General features: G+C 68.4%; 19 protein-coding genes. 8 read left to right on the forward strand and 11 right to left on the reverse strand.

The features are described from left to right. Window positions 1–3 precede the first annotated feature (3 nt). The 5 genes from HAV18_RS03060 to HAV18_RS03080 all read right to left on the reverse strand — a co-directional run bounded on the left by HAV18_RS03060 (window position 4) and on the right by HAV18_RS03080 (window position 5,208). Window positions 4–2,223: a xanthine dehydrogenase family protein molybdopterin-binding subunit gene (locus HAV18_RS03060; protein WP_166952582.1), complete on the reverse strand. Its 2,220-nt coding sequence runs from the start codon at window positions 2,221–2,223 to the stop codon at window positions 4–6. Window positions 2,224–2,307: 84 nt separating this feature from the next. After that, on the reverse strand, window positions 2,308–2,763 hold the full coding sequence (locus tag HAV18_RS03065; RefSeq protein ID WP_166952585.1) for a (2Fe-2S)-binding protein: 456 nt from the start codon (window positions 2,761–2,763) through the stop codon (window positions 2,308–2,310). 139 nt (window positions 2,764–2,902) lie between these two features. Beyond that, on the reverse strand, window positions 2,903–3,202 hold the full coding sequence (locus HAV18_RS03070; RefSeq protein ID WP_166952587.1) for a putative quinol monooxygenase: 300 nt from the start codon (window positions 3,200–3,202) through the stop codon (window positions 2,903–2,905). Window positions 3,203–3,295: 93 nt separating this feature from the next. After that, window positions 3,296–4,354, reverse strand: coding sequence for an NADP-dependent oxidoreductase (locus HAV18_RS03075; protein ID WP_166952589.1), 1,059 nt, complete (start codon window positions 4,352–4,354; stop codon window positions 3,296–3,298). Window positions 4,355–4,587: 233 nt separating this feature from the next. After that, window positions 4,588–5,208, reverse strand: a complete 621-nt coding sequence (locus HAV18_RS03080; RefSeq protein WP_166952592.1) for a TetR/AcrR family transcriptional regulator — start codon at window positions 5,206–5,208, stop codon at window positions 4,588–4,590. Window positions 5,209–5,503: 295 nt separating this feature from the next. Between HAV18_RS03080 and HAV18_RS03085 the strand changes: the two genes are divergently transcribed. Then, a complete protein-coding gene (locus HAV18_RS03085) occupies window positions 5,504–7,075 on the forward strand; it encodes a hypothetical protein (protein ID WP_166952594.1) in 1,572 nt (523 codons plus the stop codon). Window positions 7,076–7,342: 267 nt separating this feature from the next. Here HAV18_RS03085 and HAV18_RS03090 read toward each other — a convergent pair whose 3' ends face one another. Next, window positions 7,343–8,362, reverse strand: a complete 1,020-nt coding sequence (locus HAV18_RS03090) for a DNA-binding protein (protein WP_166954116.1) — start codon at window positions 8,360–8,362, stop codon at window positions 7,343–7,345. Between the two features lie 260 nt (window positions 8,363–8,622). Here HAV18_RS03090 and HAV18_RS03095 point away from each other — a divergent pair, with 260 nt between their 5' ends. From HAV18_RS03095 to HAV18_RS03110, 4 genes are all read left to right on the forward strand, one after another. Continuing rightward, window positions 8,623–9,114, forward strand: a complete 492-nt coding sequence (locus HAV18_RS03095) for a papain-like cysteine protease family protein (protein ID WP_166952597.1) — start codon at window positions 8,623–8,625, stop codon at window positions 9,112–9,114. Between the two features lie 157 nt (window positions 9,115–9,271). Continuing rightward, on the forward strand, window positions 9,272–10,729 hold the full coding sequence (locus HAV18_RS03100) for a HAMP domain-containing protein (protein WP_166952600.1): 1,458 nt from the start codon (window positions 9,272–9,274) through the stop codon (window positions 10,727–10,729). Then, window positions 10,726–11,373: a response regulator transcription factor gene (locus HAV18_RS03105; protein ID WP_166952603.1), complete on the forward strand. Its 648-nt coding sequence runs from the start codon at window positions 10,726–10,728 to the stop codon at window positions 11,371–11,373. Before HAV18_RS03100 ends, HAV18_RS03105 begins: the two co-directional genes overlap by 4 nt. Before the next feature lie 219 nt (window positions 11,374–11,592). Further along, window positions 11,593–11,964 carry a DUF4156 domain-containing protein gene (locus HAV18_RS03110; protein WP_166952606.1) on the forward strand — a complete coding sequence of 124 codons (372 nt, stop codon included), beginning with the start codon at window positions 11,593–11,595 and terminating at the stop codon, window positions 11,962–11,964. Window positions 11,965–12,197: 233 nt separating this feature from the next. Here the strand turns inward: HAV18_RS03110 and HAV18_RS03115 are convergent, their stop codons facing one another. The 4 genes from HAV18_RS03115 to HAV18_RS03130 all read right to left on the reverse strand — a co-directional run bounded on the left by HAV18_RS03115 (window position 12,198) and on the right by HAV18_RS03130 (window position 16,768). Beyond that, window positions 12,198–13,526, reverse strand: a complete 1,329-nt coding sequence (locus HAV18_RS03115) for an MFS transporter (protein WP_166952609.1) — start codon at window positions 13,524–13,526, stop codon at window positions 12,198–12,200. Window positions 13,527–13,621: 95 nt separating this feature from the next. Then, on the reverse strand, window positions 13,622–14,509 hold the full coding sequence (locus tag HAV18_RS03120; RefSeq protein WP_166952612.1) for an oxaloacetate decarboxylase: 888 nt from the start codon (window positions 14,507–14,509) through the stop codon (window positions 13,622–13,624). Between the two features lie 8 nt (window positions 14,510–14,517). Further along, entirely contained in the window at window positions 14,518–15,408 is an 891-nt protein-coding gene (locus HAV18_RS03125) for an amidohydrolase (protein WP_166952615.1), read from the reverse strand. Between the two features lie 64 nt (window positions 15,409–15,472). Continuing rightward, window positions 15,473–16,768, reverse strand: coding sequence for an MFS transporter (locus tag HAV18_RS03130; RefSeq protein WP_166952618.1), 1,296 nt, complete (start codon window positions 16,766–16,768; stop codon window positions 15,473–15,475). Between the two features lie 123 nt (window positions 16,769–16,891). On the opposite strand from HAV18_RS03130, the gene HAV18_RS03135 reads away from it, so the two are divergent. The 3 genes from HAV18_RS03135 to HAV18_RS03145 all read left to right on the forward strand — a co-directional run bounded on the left by HAV18_RS03135 (window position 16,892) and on the right by HAV18_RS03145 (window position 20,219). After that, complete coding sequence (locus HAV18_RS03135) at window positions 16,892–17,788, forward strand: LysR family transcriptional regulator (protein ID WP_166952622.1); 897 nt, start codon at window positions 16,892–16,894, stop codon at window positions 17,786–17,788. A 320-nt stretch (window positions 17,789–18,108) separates the two neighbouring features. Continuing rightward, complete coding sequence (locus HAV18_RS03140) at window positions 18,109–19,293, forward strand: thiolase family protein (RefSeq protein WP_166952625.1); 1,185 nt, start codon at window positions 18,109–18,111, stop codon at window positions 19,291–19,293. Window positions 19,294–19,553: 260 nt separating this feature from the next. Next, the gene (locus HAV18_RS03145) at window positions 19,554–20,219 is read left to right on the forward strand and encodes a cation diffusion facilitator family transporter (protein ID WP_166952628.1); all 666 of its coding nucleotides are present in this window, start codon (window positions 19,554–19,556) and stop codon (window positions 20,217–20,219) included. 201 nt (window positions 20,220–20,420) lie between these two features. Here HAV18_RS03145 and HAV18_RS03150 read toward each other — a convergent pair whose 3' ends face one another. Then, window positions 20,421–21,611 (reverse strand): LuxR family transcriptional regulator, encoded by a 1,191-nt coding sequence (locus HAV18_RS03150; RefSeq protein ID WP_166952630.1) that lies wholly within the window; start codon window positions 21,609–21,611, stop codon window positions 20,421–20,423. Between the last annotated feature and the right edge of the window lie 241 nt (window positions 21,612–21,852).

Consider the following 21,852-nt stretch of genomic DNA (forward strand, 5'->3'; position numbering starts at 1 on the left):
CCCTCAAGCCGTCTTCAACTGGTCGCCGACCGGCAGCTTGCGCAGCCGCTTGCCGGTCGCCGCGAAGATCGCGTTCGACAGCGTCGCGGCCGTCGCGGCCGTGCCAGGTTCGCCGATCCCGCCCGGCGCTTCGCCGCTTTTCACCAGATGGACCTCGATCGGCGGCGTCTCGTTGATCCGCAGCATCCGGTAGTCGGTGAAGTTGCTTTGCACGACACGGCCGTCCTCGATCGTGATCTCGCCGTACAGCGCGCCCGTGATCCCGAAGATGATGCCGCCCTGCACTTGTGCCTCGATCGTGTTCGGGTTGACGACCATCCCGCAATCGACCGCGCACACGACACGCTTGACCTGCACCTCACCGCCGTCCACCGCGACGTCGACGACGATCGAGAAGAAGCTGCCGAACGCGTGCATCACCGATACGCCGCGCCCTTGCCCCGTCGGCAGCGACGCACCCCAGCCGGCCGCCTTCGTCGCGACGTCGAGCACGTTGAGCGCGCGCGGCGTTTTGCCCAGCAGCGCGCGGCGGTATTGCACGGGGTCGGTCTTGGTCTGCGCAGCCAGTTCGTCGATGAAGCTTTCGACCACGAAGGTGCTGCGCGTCGGGCCGACGCCGCGCCAGAACGCGGTCGGCACGTGGCGCGGCTCCTGGCGCACGTAGTCGATCAGCTGATTCGGCAGGTCGTACGGCAGGTCGGTGGCGACCTCGACCGCGTCGGGATCGACGCCGTGCTGGAACGCGGGCGGCGCGAAGCGCGCGAGGATCGACGAGCCGACGATCCGGTGCTGCCACGCGATCGGCTTGCCGTTCGCGTCGAGGCCGGCCGAGATCCGGTCGTAGTAGTACGGGCGGTACATGTCGTGCTGGATGTCTTCCTCGCGGGTCCAGATCACCTTCACGGGCGCGTTGACCTGCTTCGCGATCTTCACAGCCTGGCCGATCATGTCCGTCTCGAGGCGCCGGCCGAAGCCGCCGCCGAGCAGGTGGTTGTGCACGACGATCTTCTCCGGCGGAAAGCTCGTAAGCCGCTGCACGGTATCGACCGCGCGCGTCGGCACCTGCGTGCCGACCCAGATCTCGCAGCCGTCGCTGCGCACGTGCACCGTGCAGTTCACCGGCTCCATCGTCGCGTGCGCGAGGAACGGCTGTTCGTACACGGCGTCGACGCGTGTCTTCGCATTCGCGAAACCCTTGCCGACGTCGCCGTCCTTGCGCGCGACCGCGCCCTTGCCGTTCGCCGCGGCCTGCGCGAGATCGGCGACGATGTCCTTCATCGACACCTTCGCGTCCGCACCTTCGTTCCACTTCACGACGAGCGCCGACGCGCCGCGCTTCGCCGCCCAGGTGTGATCGCCGACGACCGCCACCGCGTTGTCCGCGCGCACGACCTGGCGCACGCCGGGAATCTTCTTCGCGGCGGTATCGTCGACGCTCGCGACCGTGCCGCCGAACACCGGGCTGTTCACGATCACCGCGTACAGCATGCCGGGCAGGCGCACGTCGAGCCCGAACTGCGCGGTGCCGTCGACCTTCTCCGGCGAATCGAGCCGCTTCGCGGGCGTGCCGATCAGCTTGAAATCCGCCGGCTTCTTCAGCGCGACATCCTTCGGCACGGGCAGCTTCGCCGCGGCGTCGGCGAGCTGGCCGTACGACGCACGCCGGCCGCTCGGCGGATGCTGCACTTCACCGTTCGCCGCGCGGCAGGATGCCGGATCGACATTCCATTGCTTCGCGGCGGCCGCGACCAGCAGCGTGCGCGCGGTCGCGCCCGCGCGGCGCAGCGGTTCCCATGCGTAGCGTATCGACGTCGAGCCGCCGGTGAGCTGGCCGCCGAGCAGCGGATCGAGGAACAGCTTCTCGTTCGGCGGCGCATGGTCGAGCGTCACGCTCGACAGCGGCACTTCGAGTTCCTCGGCGATCAGCATCGGCAGCGCCGTGTAGACGCCTTGCCCCATCTCGACCTTCGGCATCACCAGCGTGACCTTGCCGGCACGGTCGATCTGCACGAACGCGTTCGGCGCGAACACGCCTGCGCGTGCGGTTTCATCGCCGTCGCCGCCGATCACCGAACGGCGCGCATCGTCGCCGACGGCCGGCAGGCTGAAGCCGAGCAGCAGGCCACCGCCTGCCGCCGCGCCGAGCGACATGCCTAACTTGAGGAACGAACGGCGCGACACGCCCGCGCCGGCCCGACCTGCTTCGATCAGTCCGCGTGACATGTCAGCCTCCGCAGAGTCGTTTCAAGGAGGCTGACCACCTCTGTGGGGGGCAGCGAACGAAGTGAGCGTGGGGACTGTTTCATCTCAGGCTCCCTTCGCGGCTTGCTTGACGGCCGCGCGAATCCGGTTGTACGTGCCGCAGCGGCAGATGTTGCCGGCCATCGCCGCGTCGATGTCGGCGTCGCTCGGGTTCGGGTTCGACGCGATCAGCGCGGTGGCGGCCATCACCTGCCCCGACTGGCAGTAGCCGCACTGGACGACGTCGAGCTCGCGCCACGCCTGCTGGACCTTGTGGCCGGCCGGCGTCGCGCCGACGGCTTCGATCGTCGTGATCTTGCGGCCCGCGACGGCCGCGACCGGCAGCACGCACGAGCGCGCTGCGACGCCGTCGAGATGCACGGTGCATGCGCCGCACTGCGCGATCCCGCAGCCGAATTTCGTGCCGGTGAGGCCGACGATGTCGCGCAGCACCCAGAGCAAGGGCATGTCGTCGGGGGCGTCGACCGAGCGGGCTTCGCCGTTGATGTTGAGGGTGACCATTCAGCCTCCGGGGCCGGTGTATTGGGGAAGCGGCGCGCATCGCACGCCGCGCGGGTTTTTCGTTGTCGTCGCCGTCGCCGGATGCGACGGGTGCCGCGCGGCCCGGGTCGGCGCGGGCCGCGGCGTGGGTCCTGCTGCGTTACTCGGCCACGTCGATGCCGGACAGCACCTTGATGACCGGCGGCGACGCGAACCAGTCCGCCGATTTCACGCGGAATTCGCCGAAATACGGGCTGGCGAGATGCGCGTCGACTGCGGCCTGATCGTCGTAGATCTCGTACAGGTGCAGGTTCGGCGAGCCGTCCTGTTCGCGGAACAGGTCGTAGCGCCGGTTGCCCGGCTCGGCGCGCGTCTTCGCGACCATGCTGCGCAGTTCGGCCTCGGCCGCCTCCGCGTGTTCGGGTTTCAGGAACAGCGAAGCAATCACGTGAAGCGCCATCTTGTCACTCCTTTTGAATCGAAATCGAGCATGCCACAAGCCGGCGTCGCGCGGCGCCGGCGTGCAAACGTCATGCGTTGCAGTGCCGCGAGATCAGGCCAGTTCGTCCGGGCCCACGCGCACGACGACCTTGCCGAAGTTCTTGCCGGCCAGCAGGCCGATCAGCGCTTGCGGCGCGTCGGCCAGGTCGGGAACGACATCCTCGAGCGTCTTCACCTTGCCCTGTGCGACCCATTCGCTCATCTCCTTCAGGAACGGCGCATAACCGGTCGCATAGTGGTCGAGGATGATGAAACCCTGGATCCGGATGCGCTTGCGCAGGATCGTGCCCATCAGCGCCGGCACGCGGTCACGGCCGGTCGACACAGCGGTGTCGTCGTATGCCGCGTCGTTGTAATGCGCGATGATCCCGCACACCGGCACGCGCGCGTGATCGTTGAGCAGCGGCCACACCGCGTCGAACACGGCCCCGCCGACGTTCTCGAAATAGACGTCGATGCCGTTCGGGCACGCGTCCTTCAGCTTCGCGGCGAATGCCGGGTCGCGGTGATCGACGCACGCGTCGAAACCAAGCGTATCGGTCACGTATGCGCACTTGTCGGCGCCGCCCGCGACGCCGATCACACGGCAGCCCTTCAGCTTGGCAATCTGGCCGACCACCGCGCCGACTGCGCCGCTCGCGGCCGCGACGACCACGGTTTCACCGGCCTTCGGCTCGCCGATTTTCAGCAGCCCCGTATAGGCGGTGAAGCCCGGCATGCCGAGCACGCCGAGTGCGTACGACGGATGCGCGACGTCGCGGCCGAGCGGAATCAGGTCGCGTCCGTCGGACAATGCGTAGTCCTGCCAGCCGGCACCCGCGACCACGAGGTCGCCTTCGCGGAACGCGGGCAGGTTCGACGAGACGACCTGGCTGACGGTGCCGCCGACCATCGGCTGGCCTAGCTCGGCGGGCGGCGCATAGGACGGTGCGTCGCTCATCCGGCCGCGCATGTACGGGTCGAGCGACAACCAGACCGTGCGCAGCAGCACCTGGCCGGCGCCGGGCGTCGGCACGTCACCGGATTCGCTGCGGAAGTTGTCCGGCGTCGGCGCGCCGACCGGGCGCGAATTCAGGATGATCTGGCGATTTGCGGTCTTGCTTTGCGGCATGTGAGCCTCCGTCAACAGGAATGGACGTGCTTCGTGGGCACGATCGGATCAGGGATGGACCAGCGGGAGACGCGCGCACGGCAACGTCGGCGGTCAGGCCGTCGCAGCTGAGTGCGTGCGCTTGAAACAATCGGGAACAGCGTAACGCGGCGTGGCACGTTCGTCATGCGGGTTTGAGTAGACCAGTCGTCTAGAGTCAAGGTAAAAACAAGGCGCGCCGATGCGCGCCCGGGTTACGACTGTGCGCCGCCATGCTCGGCCGGCGGCAGGTTCAGCATGCGTCTCGTTTCGACCATCGCTCTTTCGAGCGGCTTGCGGTTGCGGTGAATCTTTTCCAGCAGCGTCGCACCGAGCCACAGTTCGTAGAGGATCGCGGCCGTGTGCGACGGATCGGCGACCCCGTTCAGCGAACCGTCGGCCAACCCGGCCTCGATGCCGCCCGCGAGGCGCTCGATGATCTGGCCCGTGCCGTGCCGCAGTACCGCGCGCATCGCTTCCGACAGGTCCGACACCTCCGCGCCGAGCTTCACCGCGAGGCACTTGCCTTCCGGATCGTCCGCGCATTGCGTGTGCAGCCAGTTGCGCCAGTACGTCATCAGGCGCTCGGCGCCCGTGCCGGCCTGATGCTTCAGCAGGTTGTCGAGATGCGCGAGGTAGCCGTCGAAATACGATTCGAGCAGCGCTTCGCCGAATGCCTCTTTCGAACCGAAGTAATGGTAGAACGAGCCCTTCGGGATGCCCGCCGCAGCGAGTATCTCGTTCAGGCCGACCGCCGAAAACCCCTTGTGGAGCATGATCGGCTTGGCGATATTCAGGATGTGCTGGCGGACTTCCGCGCCTGAAGATGCATTCATGGTGGCGTATGTTAGCAACGATTAGACCGGTCGTCTAGTAACGTCGATCCGGGATGTTGAGCGGCACTTTACCCGATCCCCGCCCGGCGCCCAAACGTCGCGCCGGCGCTCCTCACTCCTGTCCCGTGTCGCGTCACACGCACGACTTCGTTTCGTCGCGGGCGTTTCATCGATCTCCCGCATAAATACGCGCGGCGCATGCGCCGGCGACTGCGCACTTTCGACCGGCATTGCACACGTGTGCATTACGCCGGATCGTCGTTGTCGCCTCCCGAAACCGAGACCAGGAACGCCCATGACCGCTTCGAAACCCGAACGCCCGTCCGCGCCGAACCGCCGGCGCTTCATCCAGCGCGGCGCCGCGCTGACCCTGTCGCCGCTCGTCGGCACCCTGGCTGCCTGCGGCGGTGACGGCAACCCGACTGCGGCGTCGTCGTTCGCCGCCGCCGGCGCTGCAAATGCCGCCACACGCAGCTACGGCATCGCCGACCGCTCGATCACGATCAACGTCGTCAATGCGATTCCGTCGACGACGCTTGCGTACGGCAATGCGGCGAGCCAGAGCGGCTCGCTGCCGCAGGCGTCCCAATCGCAGGTTTCGACCGGGCAATCGACCGCCGTCAGCGCGTCGAACAGCTGGGGCGATTGCACCGGATCGTTCGGCCTTGCCGGCGGTGACGCGTCGTTTGCGATCTCGTACACGCATCCGTTCGGGTCGCAACCGACCACCGTCAGCGTCACGCCGTCGGCCGGCTACGTGTCGGGCGCCGACGCCGCCACGTTTCCCGGTCACGATTCGGTCGCGAATCTCACGCTGTATCGCGGTGTCGCCACCGCGAACGGCGCCTGGGTCGTCCCGCTCGCGCAACTCGCGACGCCGCCGGGCAACAACGGCCAGGATTTCGCGAACAGCATGTTCGGCAGCAACGTGCGCACGGCCGCGGCGATCCAGTCTGCGTACCAAAGTACGGGACCGCTCGGCTACGTGCCGCCTGCCGACTTCACCGGCGGCCAGCTCGCGGGCTTCGTCGCGCAATGGGTGCAGCGCTGGCAGAGCGGCTCGGCGTATGGCGTGCTGCCCGCTGCCGATGCGCAACTGATCGATGCGCTGAAGCAGTATGTGTCCGGCGCATCGAACGCCGGCCCGCTGACAATGTGGGTGCCGCAGATCGCGTGGCAGGCGGGCTCCGATCCAGCGGTGTTCGCGCTGACGGGCTATCGCGCGTTTCCGTTCGTTGACGCACAGGGCAACTGGATCGCGGGCGCACTCTCCGCGTTCCTCACGTTGCTGGCGGCTGGCTCGCATATCGTCGCGATCAGCGCGACAAGCGACCTGCCGGCGGGTGTCACGATGCAGGCGTTCGACAGCTTCATGGGCGCGAGCGGGCTGACGACGTCGACGGATATCGGCAACTCGCACTACGCGTCGGTCCTGAACACGACGGGTCGCTACTACCTGAGCGTCGGCAGCGATTTCGCGCCGGCGAACTGCGGGCTGATCCTGTCGTTCCTGTACGGGCGCACGGTGAACAACCTGCTCGCGGGCGCCGGCACGTACAACACGTTCATCCAGCTCGAAGGCTGGCAGGCCGGCGGTTCGCGGCACAACGCCGACTATGCGACGTATCAGCAGACGCTGTGGAACATCTCGACGTACGGCGCGTCCGCATATAGCGAAAAGCGCGCGACGTCGATCTTCCTCGCGCCCGCAGGGTGGACGCCGCAGGTCTATCAGACGACGCGGATGATGCCGTACGTCGGTGCCTATGCGCAGTCGAACGGTACGCCGCAGGGTTGGCTGAACACGTCGCTCGTCACGATTCCGGCGGACGCGCCGGCGCTGCCGTCGCGGTATGTGGCGAGTTGATCTGTGTCGGTGGGCGGGCGAGCGATCGGAGGTATAGCGGTCTCGGTTGCTTGCCCGCTCAGGAGGCTGTTGAAAAACTGATCCGAGGGGTGCTCACAGATGGTTCAAGGGGGCGTCTGCCCCCTTCCCGAGGTCGCGTGAGCGGCTTATAGAGCGTTCTACAAGATCGATTATTTTCTGCGGTGGCCCTCGCGGGAGAACGTCAACAGCCTGTCAAGGCTTACGGCGTGCGTTGCCATCGGCCGAAGCACGCTTGCGGTTTCGCCGTCAGCGCGGCGCTTCGTCTGCGCGCTTTCGCGTACGCGCCCTTCGCTCGTCACGTTGCGCGGCCGGTGCCGCCTTGGCACCGCGCAGCGGCGCCCTGCGCGCGAGCACCGTCATCTCGCGCCGCAGCGCGTCGAGTTCCTTGCCGCGCGCCGCATCGGTCGCCTGCGCGCCGTCGAGCTGCCCCTGAAGCATGCCGCATCGATGCAGCGCGTCGCCCAGTTGCGCCTGCAGCGCGGCCGTGTCTTTCCGCTGCTGCGTATCGCGCTGCTCCGTGCGCGATGTCATTGCATCGAGCTCCTTTTGCAGTCGCGCGGCGGCGAGCCGTTCTCGATCGATCTCCTGAAGCGCCCGCTTCTCCGACGCACGCAAGCGTTCCTCGGCCCGGCCGGCGTCGTCGCGCAGCCGGTCGAGCTGGGTGGTGAAATCCGCGCGGGCCTGCGCGAGTGCGCGGTCGCCTTCCGCGTTGTCGGCCGTCAGGCGCTCGATATCCGCTTGCAGCGCTTGCCGCGATGCGTCGTCGGCGGCCCTCGCCTGTTCCAGTTCCTGAATGCGCACCTGCGCGGCCAGCAGCGCGGCCGTGCGTTGCTCCAGCGCGGTTTCGGTGCGGGCCAGCTCAGCCTGTAGCGCCGAGACTTCCGCCTTTGCCGCCGCCCGTTCGGCTTCGACTTCCGCGCGCAATGCGTCGAGCGCGGCAGCCGCATCGGTGCTCGACCGATTCCAAAGCGCCGCAACCAGTTCGCCGGCGGCCGCCTGCAGATCGGCCGGCAGGTCGGGATGCTCGATGCGGACGCGACTCTTTTCCCGCAACTCGGCCCAGAACTCGCCGAGGACGGCCGTCGGCGTGCTCATGCTGCCCTTGCGAACGAGCTGGTACAGGCGGTTCGCGGTGGGCGTGATGCCGAAACGGAAGAACAGCAGCGCGCACGCTTCGCGATACAGCTCGCGGGTTTTCGGGAAGTCCGCCTTGAGGCGCTCGATTTCGGCGGTCAGGCGGGGTTCGTCGGCGGCGAGATCGGACATGGCGGGTTTCGTTGGTGATTTCGTAAATAATATAACGTAAACCGGTAAATATCCAATTATCCCCATTCTTTGATTTGACATTATTTCTATAATGTCGAGATTGATGTGTGTCGGCACGGTACGTGGATCGCAGCCGTTCGTTTGCCCCTTCCGCATTCCCCGCGCACGCCGGCTGTGTTGATGCAATCTCCCGTCAGGATGGTTGTCGTCGTGCCCGATTCTTCATACGCTTAGGGATCACTCCTGCCCGGAGACCCGAAATGGTGGACGTCAGATTGAACGTGCCGATGGTCGATCAGAGCGGCATCAGGAAGACCAAGTCAGGATCCAAGGCACTGAAAAACGCATGCTGGTATGCGGCGGCGTGCATGGTTTCGTACTTCCACCGCCCCGGGCCGCGTCTGGGCATTCCGGAGCTATGGCGGGCCGACCAGGGGCTTCTCCCGTCAAGGATCCCCGACTTGTGCGCGGTCGAAGGTCTCGTGCCGCTCAATCAGCCGACGGTCATTACGCCCGAGTGGCTCGCCGCGGTACTGACGGACTTCGGTCCGATCTGGGCCGCGGGGCATTTCCTGGACAGGCCGGACCAGCCTGAAATCGGTCACGTGATCGTCATCACGGGCATCCAGCAACGCATCGTTCATTACAACGACCCGGAGGGGCCGCCCGCGCGCACGATGCTTCTGGGGACTCTTGACGCCGGACGGCGGACACCCGACGGACTGCTGGTGAAGGGGCCGCACCGTTATTGAATGCCGTCGCGGGCGTCCATCCTCCCCCTGCAGAAACGCCCCTGCAACCGCCTCGGAAAACCGTCACCATTGCGGAATTGAAAGCCGGCTGCCTTGCCGCGTCGTCGGCATCCATCCGGCGTATCCGTGACGAAAACAGCAGAACGAGGAGCCCGCGTTGCGCACATTCCGGATCCCCTTCCGCGGCTTGTTCGTCAAGCTCGTGCCGACGTTCATCGTCGTGGGGTTCGTGGCGATGGTGCTGTCGTCGGTGCTGACGAGTGTGCTGTGGCGCTCGCATGCCGAAAGCGATATTCGCCGTTTTCTCGGCAACGTCGACCGCCCTGCACTCGCCGCCTCGACCGGCGCCGTCGACTGGCGCGACCCGGTTGCCTGCCGCGCCGCGGCCGACGCGATGTTCTGGCAGATCGCGCGAATCGGTGCGCGCGACGTGATGGATTTCGCGCCGATGATGGGCTTCTTCGCCGCCGGCCGGCTGCAGGTGCGCATTACGCGACCTGACGGCGCCGGATGCGAAACGTCGCCCGCCGCGTCACCGTTGCTGTCCGATGCGTTCGCGGCGACGCCGGCCGATCCATCGGCACACGACACGATGCTGCGCCGTGACGACGACTGGGCCATCGTCACGCGCGTCGTGATGCCCGGCGGCGCGATCGCGCGGATCGGCGTCCATTACTGGCCCGGCTGGCAACTCCATTACGAGATCGCGGACGATGCGTCGGCGTACGACCTGATCCGCACCGTGCTGTATCTCGGCGCGATGGGCGCGAGCTTCGCGGCGCTGCTGGTCTGGTTGCTGGTGCGGCGCGTGCGGCGGATGACGGCCGCGGCCGACCGCTGGGCGGCCGGCGACCTGTCGGCCCGGATCGCCGATACCTCGCGCGACGAACTCGGCGCGCTGGCCGCGCATTTCAACCGGATGGCCGATGCGCTCGCGCGCGCGTTCGGTACGCAGAAGGCCCTCGCGGTGTCGGTCGAGCGCACCCGCATCGCGCGCGACCTGCACGACACCGCGAAGCAACGCAGCTTCGTGCTCGGCCTCAAGCTGACCGAACTGGAATACGAGGCGCGGCGCCATCCCGATCTGTTGCCGACTGTCGGCGCCGCGCGGCGCCTGGCCGATCATCTGCAGCAGGATCTCGACAACGTGGTGACCGGCTTCAGCCTGCCCGCGATTGCGGAGGACGGCTTGCACGCCGCCGTTTCGCAGGCGGTGCACGACCTGCTGGCCGGATCGGGCATCGACTGGTCACTCGATCTGCCGGAAGTCGCGGAGCGCACGCTCGACGCCCACCCGGCGGCCGCGCACGAACTGCTGATGATCACCCACGAGGCGGCCGCGAATGCGCTGCGCCACAGCGGCTGCCGCCGGATCGACATCGCGTGCGAACCGGGCAGCGCCGCCCACGCGGCGTCCGGCTCGTCGACGACGCGCTGGCGATGGACCGTACGCGACGACGGCACCGGTTTCGATCCGGTTGCCGTGCCCGTCGGCATGGGGCTCGGCAACTTGCGCTGGCGCGCCGACGCGCTGCCCGGCGGCATGCTCGACATTGCGTCGGGCGCGGACGGCACGCGCGTGACCATTCTTTTCAATCCGATGGAGACGGCATGACCACGATCCTGATTGCCGACGATCACGCGGTCGTGCGCGAAGGCATCCGCGGGCTGTTGCGGCTCGATGCGTCGTTCGAGATCGTCGCGGAAACCGACGACGGCGCGTCGACGATCGAGCAGGTGCGCGCGCGTCGTCCGGACGTGCTGTTGCTCGACCTGATGATGCCCGGCATGGGGCACGCCGGCGTGCCCGCCGTCATTCGCGCGATCCGGGCGGCCAGCGCCGATACGCACATCATGGTGCTGACTTCGTCGGACGACGATGCGCTTGCACTCGCCGCGATCGAGGCCGGCGCCGATTCGTTCCTGCTGAAATCGATGCGCGGCGAGCGTCTGCTGCAGGCGATCCATGCGGCCGTCCACGGCGAACCGACGCTGCACCCCGGCATCGCGCAGCGCATGATCGGCGCGTGGCGCAAGCCGCCGCGCAGCCCGTTCGCCGCGCTGACCGCGCGCGAACTGGAAGTGCTGCGCTGCCTGGCCGAAGGCGGCAGCAATGCGCGCATCGCCGCGACGCTCGGCATTACGGAAAAGACCGTCAAGACGCATCTCGGCAACGTGATGTCGAAGCTGCATCTGTCCGACCGCACGCAGGCCGTCGCGCTCGCGTGGCGGGAAGGACTGATGGCGCCGAAATCCTGATATCCGTGCGCGGCCGGCGTCGGCCACGCTGTCCGCCCTCGCCGCCTCGCATTCCCGCTTCGCAAGCGGCGCACGCTTCGCCGAACCGATACGCCACGTCTGCGACTTTGGTCGCATTCTTTCCCGCCCGAGCGCACGACCTTCGCCCGATGTGCCGACGCGGCGGCGTCCCTAAAGTGGCGCTGTCGCGCGATCGTGCGCATTCGATACGGCGGAAACATGAGACCTGGCTGCCTGCTGTTCCTTCCTGTCGCGCTGGCGGCATGCGTGCCGCTCGCGCTCTCGTCCGCGGGCAGCGGCGTGCGCATCGTCACGACCGACCCCGGCGGCACGTGCCGCCATCTTGGCGACGTGACCGGCAGCCAGGGCAACTTCCTGACCGGCGGCTTCATCCCGGACACATCGCTCGAGACCGGCGCGCGCAACGACCTGAAGAACCGCGCCGCCGCGCTCGGTGGCAATGTCGTGGTGCTCCTCACGCAGCGCGCCACGCAAAGCGGCAGTTTCGACGGCAGCGAAGGCGGCTACCTGCGGCAGACCGGCGTCACGCTGACCGGCAGCGTCTATCGCTGCCCCGGCACCGGAGCGTGACGATGCGCCTCTTCGCGACCCTGATCTGGAGCCTCGGTGTGTCCGGCTGGCTGCCCGGCTGCGGCCGTGACGGCAACGAACCCGTCATGCCCGGCGGCTTGCCGGCGCCGCCACCCGGAATGCAGTGCGCCGCGTCCTGGCCGGACGGCGCGCCGGAAACGGACGCGACCCGCCCTGTGACGCCCGCCGTGCCAGTCGTGGCGCAACGGACGCAGTAACGCGCCCGCACCGGTTCAGCGCGGAGCCGGCGCGGCGACTGCCGCCCGGGACGTGCGTTCGCGCTTCGCCGGGTGTGTCTCCGGCATCCGCCAGTACACGAGCAGCGAAATCGCCGCGCACGCGGCGACGTACCAGAAGAACATCGTCTCGTTGCCGCTCGCCTTCAGCCGCAGCGCGACGAATTCGGTCGTGCCGCCGAGGATCGCCGTCGTCAGCGCATAAGGCAGCCCGACCGCCAGCGCGCGGATCTGCGGCGGGAACAGCTCGGCCTTGACCAGCATGTGCACCGACGTGAAGCCGCTGAGCACGACCAGCCCCGCGAACACGAGCGCGAATGCGGCGAGCGGTTCGTGCACGTGCCCGAGCGTCGTGAAGATCGGCACGGACAGCAGCGTGCCGCCGATCCCGAACCACAGCAGCACCGGCCGGCGTCCGACGCGGTCCGACACGAGGCCGAACAGCGGCTGCAGCGGCATGTACAGCAGCAGCGCGGCGGTGCAGATCCAGGTCGCCGTTTCCTTGTGCAGCCCGACCGAGTTGACGAGATATTTCTGCATGTAGACCGTGTACGTGTAGAACGCCACGGTGCCGCCGACCGTGATGCCGATCGCGAGCAGCAGTTCGCGCCAGTGGGCCGCGAGGTCGGCCGTCATGCGTGTCTTTGCCGCGCGCGCCCGGCTGGCGATGAACGCGTCGCTCTCCACGACGTTGCGGCGCATGTAGAGCGCGAACAGCGCGAGCAAGCCGCCGACGAAAAACGGAATCCGCCAGCCCCAGCGCTCGAGATCGTGCGTGCCGGCGAAGATGCGCTGCATCGCGAGCATCAGGCCGAGCGCGACGAGCTGGCCGGCGACCACGCTCACCTGCAGGAAGCCGACGTAGAAGCCGCGCCGGTCCGGCGGCGCGATCTCGCTCAGGTAGGTCGCGCTGGTGCCGTATTCGCCGCCCATGCTGAGCCCCTGCAGCAACCGCGCGGCGACGAGCAGCGCCGGTGCGAGCACGCCGATCGTCGCGTACCCGGGCGTGACGGCGATCAGCATCGATCCCGCGCACATCGCGAGCACCGACTTCGTCAACGCGGCCTTGCGTCCGCGCCGGTCCGCATAGACGCCGACGAGCCAGCTCCCCGCCGGCCGTGCGATGTAGCCGACGGCCGCGATGGCCGCCGTGTTCATCAGTTGCACGGTCGGCCGGTCGGCCGGAAAGAACGCCGGCGCGAAGTAGATCGAGAAGATGCTGTATGCGAGAAAGTCGTACCACTCGATCAGGTTGCCGGCGAGCCCGCCGACGATCGAACCGATGCGCGGCGGCTCGCCGGCCGCTCCGGTAGGGGAAATTGCCACGGGTTATCTCCTGTCCTGTTCTGGCGTGTACGGGCCGGGCGGCCGTCCTTGCCGCCTGAGTACCCGAGTGCCCGAGTGCCCGAGTACCGGCGCGCTTATGCGCGATCGGCCCCGTAGCGGGCGTCGAGTGCGTCGAAGCGCGCCTTGTCGACGAGCCGCTGCCGTTCGGCGAACGGCGCGACGAGTGCGGGATCCTCGTCGAGCCGGCCCGTATCACGCAACGCGGTCAACGCGGCCTGCATCCCATGCACCGCGCCCTGCAGCGCCGCGTTCGCGTACAGCACCACGCCGTAGCCGAGGCGAGCCAGCTCGTCGCGCGAGCGCGTCGGGGTTTTGCCGCCGATCACGATGTTGATGAGCTGCGGCGTATCGAACAGCGCCGGCAGCCGCTCGACGTCCTCCGGCGTTTCCATTGCCTCGATGAACAGCACGTCCGCGCCGGCTTCCGCGTAGCGGTGCGCGCGCTCGATCGCGTCGTCGATGCCGTGGACGGCGGCCGCATCGGTGCGCGCGACGATCAGCAGGTTCGGATCCACGCGCGCGTCGACGGCCGCCTTCAGCTTGCCGACCATCTCGCCGGCGGGAATCACTTCCTTGCCCGCGAAATGGCCGCATTTCTTCGGCAGCACCTGATCTTCGAGCTGGATCGCGTCGGCGCCGCTGCGCTCGAGCGTGCGCACGGTGTGCAGCACGTTCAGCGCATTGCCGAAACCGGTATCGGCATCGACCATCAGCGGCAGCTCCACCGCATCGCGCACGCGCGCGGTGTGCTCGGCCAGCTCGCCGAGCCCGACGAAGCCGAGATCGGGCAAGCCGAGCGACATGTTGGTGACGCCGGCGCCGCTCAGGTACAGCGCGCCGAAGCCGAGATCGGCCGCGACCCTGGCGCTGAGCGCATTGAACGTGCCGGCGACGAGCAGCCCCTGGCGGGCGGCGATGCTGCGCCGGAAGCCGGCGCGACGAAGTGCGGTGTGATCGGACATAGTGGGCCTCATTGGTCGAAACGAAACAGGGTTCGCGGCGCATCGCGCAGCACGCGCATGCGCTCGCCGGTGTCGGGCAGCCAGCGCACGAGTGCCGCATACGCGGCATCGAAATCGACGCGCTCGCGGTGCTGCGTGTGCGGCCAGTCGCTGCCCCACACCAGCCGCTCGGCCGTGAACGCGGTGCGCAGCGCGCGTGCGGCACCGAACGCGTCGATCGCGCCGTCGCCGGCCGCGCTGTTGCGATACGCGGCCGACAGCTTGACCCAGACGCGGCCGGTATCCGCGAGCAGCAGCAGGCGGCGGAAGCTCGGCGCGCGCTCGCCGAGCGCGGGCGACGGGCGGCCGAAATGGTCGATCACGAGCGTGCACGATTGCGCGAGCAGCGGCGCGGTGATCGCATGCAGATCCTCGATGCCGCGATGGATCTCGACATGCCAGCCGAGCGCGTTGATGCGGGAGAACAGCGCACGCCACGCGGGCGCGCAGAAATCCGGGATCGGCAACCCGACGAGGTTCAGCCGTATCCCCACCACGCCCGCCCGGTCGAGTACGTCGAGATCGTCGTCCGAAATCGCCGGATCGACCACCGCGACACCGCGGAAGCGGCGCGGGTAGCGGCGCAGCACGTCGACGAAGTACGTGTTGTCGGTGCCGAGGAAGCTCGGCTGCACCAGCACCGCGTGCGTGATGCCGTGCGCGGCGAGGTGCGCGACGTACGCGTCGAGCGACGCATCGTAGTCGGGTGCATGCCGGACCACGGGCGCGAGCGGCAGGCCGTGCGCGAACACGTGCGCATGCGCATCGATGGCGGCGACGGCAGGGTTTCCGGCGTACCACGCGTCCACTGACGGCGCGGCCGGAACCTGTTCGACGAGGTGATTCACGAGGCGATCCATGACGAGTCTGCAAGAGGCGCCCGGCCGCTGCGCCGGGCGATTCGATGACGGGAGGTGGCGAAACCTACAGCGACGCCTCGGCGCGCGGCCGGGTTTCGGCATCCGCTTCGCCGCCCGGCGCCGCGCCGGACAGCCGCCGGCTGCGCGTTTCGGGCAGGAACCACACCGCGATCACGACCAGCCCGTACGCGATGCCCGCGTCGATGCCGAGTGCCGTGCCGAGCGGCAGCGACTCGCCCATCCGCCCGACCAGCACCGGGAAGCCGGCCGATGCGATGCGGCCGAAGTTGTAGCAAAAGCCGACCCCGCGGCCGCGCACGTTGCGCGGGTAAAGCTCGTTGAAGAGCGTGCCGAGCGTCGCCGGGATGCCGGCCGAAAACAGCCCGAGCGGAAAACCGAGCAGCAGCATCGCGATGTCGTTCAGCGGCAGGAACACATACAGGTTCACCATCACCGCGCAGCATGCGGCGAACAGCATCACGTTGCGGCGGCGGCCGATCCGGTCCTGCAGGTACGCGCTGAGGAAGCAGCCGCAGATGAACGCGACGATCACGACCGCGAGATACGCGCCGGTGCCCAGCACCGACAGATGCCGCTCGGTCTTCAGGTAGGTCGGCAGCCAGATCGTGATCGCGTGATAGCCGCCATGCGCGCCGACGCCGATCAGCCCGCCGACGACCGTCGCGCGCACCACGGAGCGGTCGAAGATGCCGATCGTCGGCCCTTCGTCTGCGCTCGCCTTTGCCTGCGCCGTCGCGTCGGCCGGCGTCGCGCGCGGCGGCTCCGGAATCGCGCGACGGATATACAGCACCAGCAGCGCGGGCAGCGCGCCGATCGCGAACAGCACGCGCCACGCCCATTCGGCCGGCAGCCAGGCGAACACCAGCATGTACAGCAGCACCGCGACGCCCCAGCCGAAGCCCCATGCACTCTGCACGATGCCCATCGCCTTGCCGCGATGGCGCGCGCCGACCGTTTCGGCGAGCAGCACCGCGCCGGCGGTCCACTCTCCGCCGAACCCGAGCCCCTGCAGCGCCTTCAGCACCAGCAACTGTTCGAAGTTCTGCGCGAATGCGCTCAGGAACGTGAACAGCGAGAACCAGCACACGGTGATCTGCAGCGCACGCACGCGCCCGTAGCGGTCGGCGATCACGCCGGCCAGCAGCCCGCCGAGCGCGCCCGCCACGAGCGTCGCGCCGCCGATCAGGCCGGCCTGCCCCTTGCCGATGCCCCAGGTCGTGAGCAGCGCCGGGATCACGAGGCTGAACATCTGCGTGTCGAGCCCGTCGAGCGCCCAGCCGGCAAAGCAGCCGCGCAACGTGCGCCGTTCGGTCGTCGATAGCTCGCGGGTCCAGTTCAATGCAGGTCTCCTCGTGTGGTCATTCCGTCGTCATGCGCCGGATGTTGTGGCCCGATGAGCATCCTATGAAGCGTGGCGATAATTCGCTACCATGTTTTGAATAATTATTCATAACGTGAGCTTATGGAAATCAGGCACGTTCGCTACTTCCTCGCGATCGTCGATACGGGCAGCTTCACGCGCGCAGCCAACGAGCTCGGTATTGCGCAGCCGGCGCTCAGCCAGGCGCTGAACCGGATGGAGAAGGAGCTGGGCGTGCGGCTGTTCGACCGCTCGCGGCGCGGGGCCACGCTGACGGCGGCCGGCCTGGCGATGGTCGACGACCTGCGCCTGAGCCTCGCGCGCCTCGACGCGGCCGCCCACCGGGCCGGCGAGATCGGCGCGCAGCGCGCCGGGCGCCTGACGATCGGGTTCGTCAGCGCAGCGCTGTTCGACACACTGCCGCGCGCGATCCGCGCGCTGCGCGAAAACACGCCCGACGTCGAGCTCGTGATGCGCGAAATGAGCAATGCCGAGCAGGCGATCGCGCTCGAGCGCGGCGAGATCGACATCGGCCTGCTGCATACGCCGGTCGCGGTCAACGGCCGGATGCGCGAGAAGCTGATCCGGCGCGACCCGCTCGTCGCCGTGCTGCCGAAGGATTTCCGGCGCCAGCCCGACGGCACGGTCACGCTGCAGGATCTCGCCGGCACCGGTCTCGTATGGTTTCCGCACGACCAGCTGCCGCTGATCCGCGCGGGCATCCTGAGCGCCTTCCGGCAGGCCGGACACCCGGTCGACATCGTGCTCGACGTGAACCGCACGCTGACCGTGATCTCGTGCGTCGCCGCCGGGTGCGGCGTGTCGCTGCTGCCGCATTCGATCCATACCTTCGCGTTCGAAGGCGTCGCCTACAGCACCATCCGCGATGGCGGAGCGCTGCCGCGGTTCGAACTCAGCGCGATCTGGCCCGCGCGGTCGCGCCCGACGCTCGCGGATCGCTTCGCCGCACTGCTGCCGTCGGCGGACGGACAGCGCTGACCGGCCGCGCCACGTCCGGCGACTGACATCGCCCTGCCGCCGTCGACGGGCGGCAACGGGCGAACGCGCCGTTCCGCCTGCTCCACACGCCCTGTCCCTTCATCTCGCGCGCAAAGCCCCCGTTGACAGTATGCATATGCATAGATACCGTTCACTCACATGGCGGCGCGTGATCCGGGCATCGGAGGCGGCCGCGTTGCGCGGCGTCGGCAGTCCTGCCGGCGTCACGACGCAATCGAACCGGCGACGCGAATGGCGCGGCGTGCCCCGTTCGCAATCGACTCGTCCGCGCGGCTTGCAACGCGATCCAGGAATGCATCATGAGTACACGCGAAATCGTCATCTGCCATCCCGTCCGGACACCGATCGGCACGTTCAACGGCGCCCTGAAGGACACCCCGGCCACCGAACTCGGGGCGATCGCCGTGCGCGAAACCTTGCGGCGCAGCGGCCTCGACGGCGCGGCGATCGACACGGTCGTGCTGGGCAACGTGATCCAGGCCGGCAACAAGATGAATCCGGCCCGGCAAGCCGCCATCGGCGCGGGCCTGCCGGTCAAGGTGCCGGCGCTGACGGTCAACCGTGTCTGCGGCTCCGGTGCGCAGGCGGTCGTCAATGCCGCGCAGGAGATCCTGCTGGGTTACGCGAACGCAGCGATCGCCGGCGGCATGGAAAGCATGGAGCGCGCGCCGTACCTGCTCGATGGCGCACGCTGGGGGTACCGGATGGGCGACGCGCCGATCCGCGACAGCATGCTGCGCGACGGCCTCGTCGATGCGTTTTCCGACCAGCATTCGGGCTGGCATACCGAGGATCTCGCGAGCCAGCTCGACATCTCGCGGGACCGCCAGGATCGCTGGGCGCTCCGCTCGCAGCTGCGCTTTTCCACCGCGCTGGCGGACGGCAAGTTCGACGCCGAACTCGTGCCGGTCGAGGTCCTGCAGCGCAAGGCGCGCGTCGCGTTTGCGCGCGACGAGACGCCGCGCCCCGACACGACGCTCGAAGCGCTCGCGAAACTGAAGCCCGCGTTCCGCCCGGACGGCACGATTACCGCGGGCAATGCGCCGGGGCTGAACAGCGGCGCATCGGCGATGCTGGTGGCCGATCGTGCGTTCGCCGACGCGCACGGCATCGCGCCGAGTGCCCGGCTGGTTGCATTCGGCGTGGCCGCGGTCGAGCCCGGCATGTTCGGGCTCGGCCCGGTGCCGGCCGTGAAGATCGCGCTGGAGCGGGCGGGCTGGGCGCTGGCCGACGTCGAGCGTTTCGAGATCAACGAAGCGTTCGCGGTCGTGCCGATCGCGGTGGCGGGCCAGCTCGGCATCGCCGAGGAAATCGTCAACGTCGAAGGCGGCGCGATCGCGCACGGCCATGCGATCGGCGCGACGGGCGCGGTGCTGACGACGCGCCTGATCCACTCGATGCGGCGCGACGGCATCAAGCGCGGCATCGTCACGCTGTGCATCGGCGGCGGCCAGGGCATCGCGCTGGCGATCGAGACGCTTTGAGCTGAAACGGGCGCGGCCGCATCGACGATTCCGACGAAAGGGAAAAGCCGCGGACGATCGGTGCCGCGGCGCAGGTTGGCAGGTTGCGCGGGACACGGTGCGGCCAGTCGCGTTCGCGGCGTGTGGCCATTTCGGCGGGTGGCCCGGACACGCGCATACGCATCCCGCGCGGATTCGGCGATTCCTCCCGTGTCACCGATCTGCCACCGTCGCCCGGTAGCGTTCGGGTCTGACCCACGCTATTGACAGACGAATCCGCCATGCAGCGCACGTCGCGCGCCACGCCCCACGTTTATACGGCCACGTCCCGCGCCCTCGCCGTCAGCCTCGCGATCAACCTGCTGCTGCTCGCCGTCGAGACGGTCGCGGCATGGTCCGCGCATTCGTCGGGGCTGCTCGCGGATGTCGCGCACGCGGCGATCGATCTCGCGGCCGATGCGCTGATCCTCGTTGCGTGCCGGCTCGACGCACGCCTGCCGCCGGAGCGGCGCCCGACCTACGAGCCGCTTGCGCTCGCGGGCCTCGGCGCGGTGCTCGTTGCGACCGGCGCGCAGATGATCTGGCACGCGATGAACCGGTTTGCCATCCCGCCCGTCGTGCAGCCGGGCGCGGCGACGCTCGCGCTCGTCGCCGTGACGCTCGCCGGCAAGGCCGTGCTGTCGCACTGGATGCTGCGCAAGGCGCGCGAAACGGGCTCCGCGCTGCTCGAGGCGAGCGGCTGGCATGTCCGGACCGATGCGCTGTCGTCGTTGCTGGCGGCGCTCGCGATGAGCGCGGCATGGGTCGGGTTCGGCCGTCTCGACGATCTGGCCGCGCTCGCGATCGGCGCACTGGTGATCCGCACGGGCGCCGGTTTCATCCGGCGCGGTTGCGCGCAGTGGCCGGCGCTGGCGTCATGGGCGGATCGCTCCACGCGCGGGTCGTGAACGCGCCCGGCATCGCCGTGCGTCGGGCATCCGGTCTCCGCAGGCTGCTGCGTTGAATGAAGAAGAGGCTCGCGCGGGTGCGAGCCTCTTTTGCATGATGTCGTCTCCGCCGCGCGGCAAGTGACACGTGCCAAGTCGACCGTTGCCGATGTATCGCCAGACGAATGCGGCCGGTTCCGATGGATCTGCGTCGGCTGTCGCTTACCCCAGCGGCACGACGCTCCCGAGCAGAATCCGCACGAGCGTCGCCTGGCGCGTGACGCCTGTCTTCGAGAAGATCGCGCGCAGGTGCGTGCGCGCCGTGTTCTTGCTGATCCCCGATTCCTCCGCAGCCTCCTCGAGTGTCAGCCCGTTCGTCAGCAGCAGCGCGAGCGACGTCTCGGCGGGCGTCAGGTCGAACAGCTTGCGGATGATTTCCTGCGCACCCTCCGGCTTGCGGTCGGGGTCGCGCAGGAACAGCGTGACGGCCGGGCGCCGCTTGTTGTCCTCCGACCAGTCGGACAGCAGCACCGTGCGCACCAGCAGCCCGAGGCGCGGCTTGTCGAAGCTGCGCGTGATCGGCATCGCCTCGACGGTCGCCGCGGCCGTGCCGTGGTGCCCCATCACCGCGTGGCGGATCAGCCGCTTGAGCGTGCGGTTCTCCGGCGCGTCGGTCGCCTCGATCGTGCCGCGCGCAATCGTCAGACCGTTGTTCTGCTTGAGGATCTCGTCGGCGACGCTGTTCATGTCGATAATCGTGCCGTTCTCGTCGAGCGCGATCGTGCCGACCTGCATCCGGTCGATCGCGTTCGCATAGATCGACCGTTCGACCTCGGCCGAATCGAGCCGCGAATGCAGTTCGATCGCACGCTTCAGGTGCGGCAGCAGCAGCGCGCAGATCGCCTTGTCGCGCGCGGAGAACTGCTTCGACGCATGGTTGCGGCACACGCGGAACCGGCACTCGACGCCCGACGGCGTGCGCAGGTCGGCACCGAGGATATAGCGCACGTCCTGCGGCTTCAGGAACTGCTTGTACAACTCGCTCGACAGCCAGCCGGTGTCGCCGAACACGTCGTCGACCGTGACCACGCGATCGGCCGGCAGGCCGACGAACGGGTCGAGCGAATAGTAGTAATCGTTGTAAGCCGCCTGGCCGTCGCCCGGGACGACCGGGCCGAACTCCGATGCATGCACCGACAGCGGCGCGCGACGGTCGCTCGCGGCCGCGCGCAGGATCAGCGTCACGTAGTTCGCGTGCAGCCAGCGGCGGACCAGTTCGAGCGCGCCGGCCCACGGCGGCGTCTCCAGCGGCCCCTGGTAGATGCGCGCCATCAGCTCGCTGAAATCCGCGACGCCGATGTCGGCCTCGTCACTGGTTGCCTGGCTCTCTTGCGGAGCCCATCTCGTCTCCATCAGCACGCTCCATCCTCCATACGACATGTTTCCGGCGCGACCGAACCGCGCCGCCATGATTAAGACGCGTCTAAATTCCGGCGTCATCGGGAGATTCACTGAATGGTGAGAATTGGCCATCCGTGCGAACCAACCATCGTCCGATCGGATGATGTGGCGCCCTGCCCGCTGCGCTGGAATGCCCGTCAGGCCGTGCCGGCAAGCGTCCGGCGCGGACTCAGGGAAAACCGTGACACGGGTT

The organism is Burkholderia sp. D-99 (genome assembly GCF_011605345.1).
Lineage (GTDB): Bacteria > Pseudomonadota > Gammaproteobacteria > Burkholderiales > Burkholderiaceae > Burkholderia.

Coding starts and splice junctions, on each gene's coding strand:
- HAV18_RS03090 (WP_166954116.1), bottom strand. CDS start 8,362: ATGTCCGATCTCGCCGCCGACGAACCCCGCCTGACCGCCGAAATCGAG.
- HAV18_RS03120 (WP_166952612.1), bottom strand. CDS start 14,509: ATGTCCGATCACACCGCACTTCGTCGCGCCGGCTTCCGGCGCAGCATC.
- HAV18_RS03150 (WP_166952630.1), bottom strand. CDS start 21,611: ATGGAGACGAGATGGGCTCCGCAAGAGAGCCAGGCAACCAGTGACGAG.
- HAV18_RS03110 (WP_166952606.1), top strand. CDS start 11,593: ATGAGACCTGGCTGCCTGCTGTTCCTTCCTGTCGCGCTGGCGGCATGC.
- HAV18_RS03070 (WP_166952587.1), bottom strand. CDS start 3,202: ATGGCGCTTCACGTGATTGCTTCGCTGTTCCTGAAACCCGAACACGCG.
- HAV18_RS03140 (WP_166952625.1), top strand. CDS start 18,109: ATGAGTACACGCGAAATCGTCATCTGCCATCCCGTCCGGACACCGATC.
- HAV18_RS03060 (WP_166952582.1), bottom strand. CDS start 2,223: ATGTCACGCGGACTGATCGAAGCAGGTCGGGCCGGCGCGGGCGTGTCG.
- HAV18_RS03075 (WP_166952589.1), bottom strand. CDS start 4,354: ATGCCGCAAAGCAAGACCGCAAATCGCCAGATCATCCTGAATTCGCGC.
- HAV18_RS03080 (WP_166952592.1), bottom strand. CDS start 5,208: ATGAATGCATCTTCAGGCGCGGAAGTCCGCCAGCACATCCTGAATATC.
- HAV18_RS03085 (WP_166952594.1), top strand. CDS start 5,504: ATGACCGCTTCGAAACCCGAACGCCCGTCCGCGCCGAACCGCCGGCGC.
- HAV18_RS03105 (WP_166952603.1), top strand. CDS start 10,726: ATGACCACGATCCTGATTGCCGACGATCACGCGGTCGTGCGCGAAGGC.
- HAV18_RS03065 (WP_166952585.1), bottom strand. CDS start 2,763: ATGGTCACCCTCAACATCAACGGCGAAGCCCGCTCGGTCGACGCCCCC.
- HAV18_RS03125 (WP_166952615.1), bottom strand. CDS start 15,408: ATGGATCGCCTCGTGAATCACCTCGTCGAACAGGTTCCGGCCGCGCCG.
- HAV18_RS03145 (WP_166952628.1), top strand. CDS start 19,554: ATGCAGCGCACGTCGCGCGCCACGCCCCACGTTTATACGGCCACGTCC.
- HAV18_RS03135 (WP_166952622.1), top strand. CDS start 16,892: ATGGAAATCAGGCACGTTCGCTACTTCCTCGCGATCGTCGATACGGGC.
- HAV18_RS03095 (WP_166952597.1), top strand. CDS start 8,623: ATGGTGGACGTCAGATTGAACGTGCCGATGGTCGATCAGAGCGGCATC.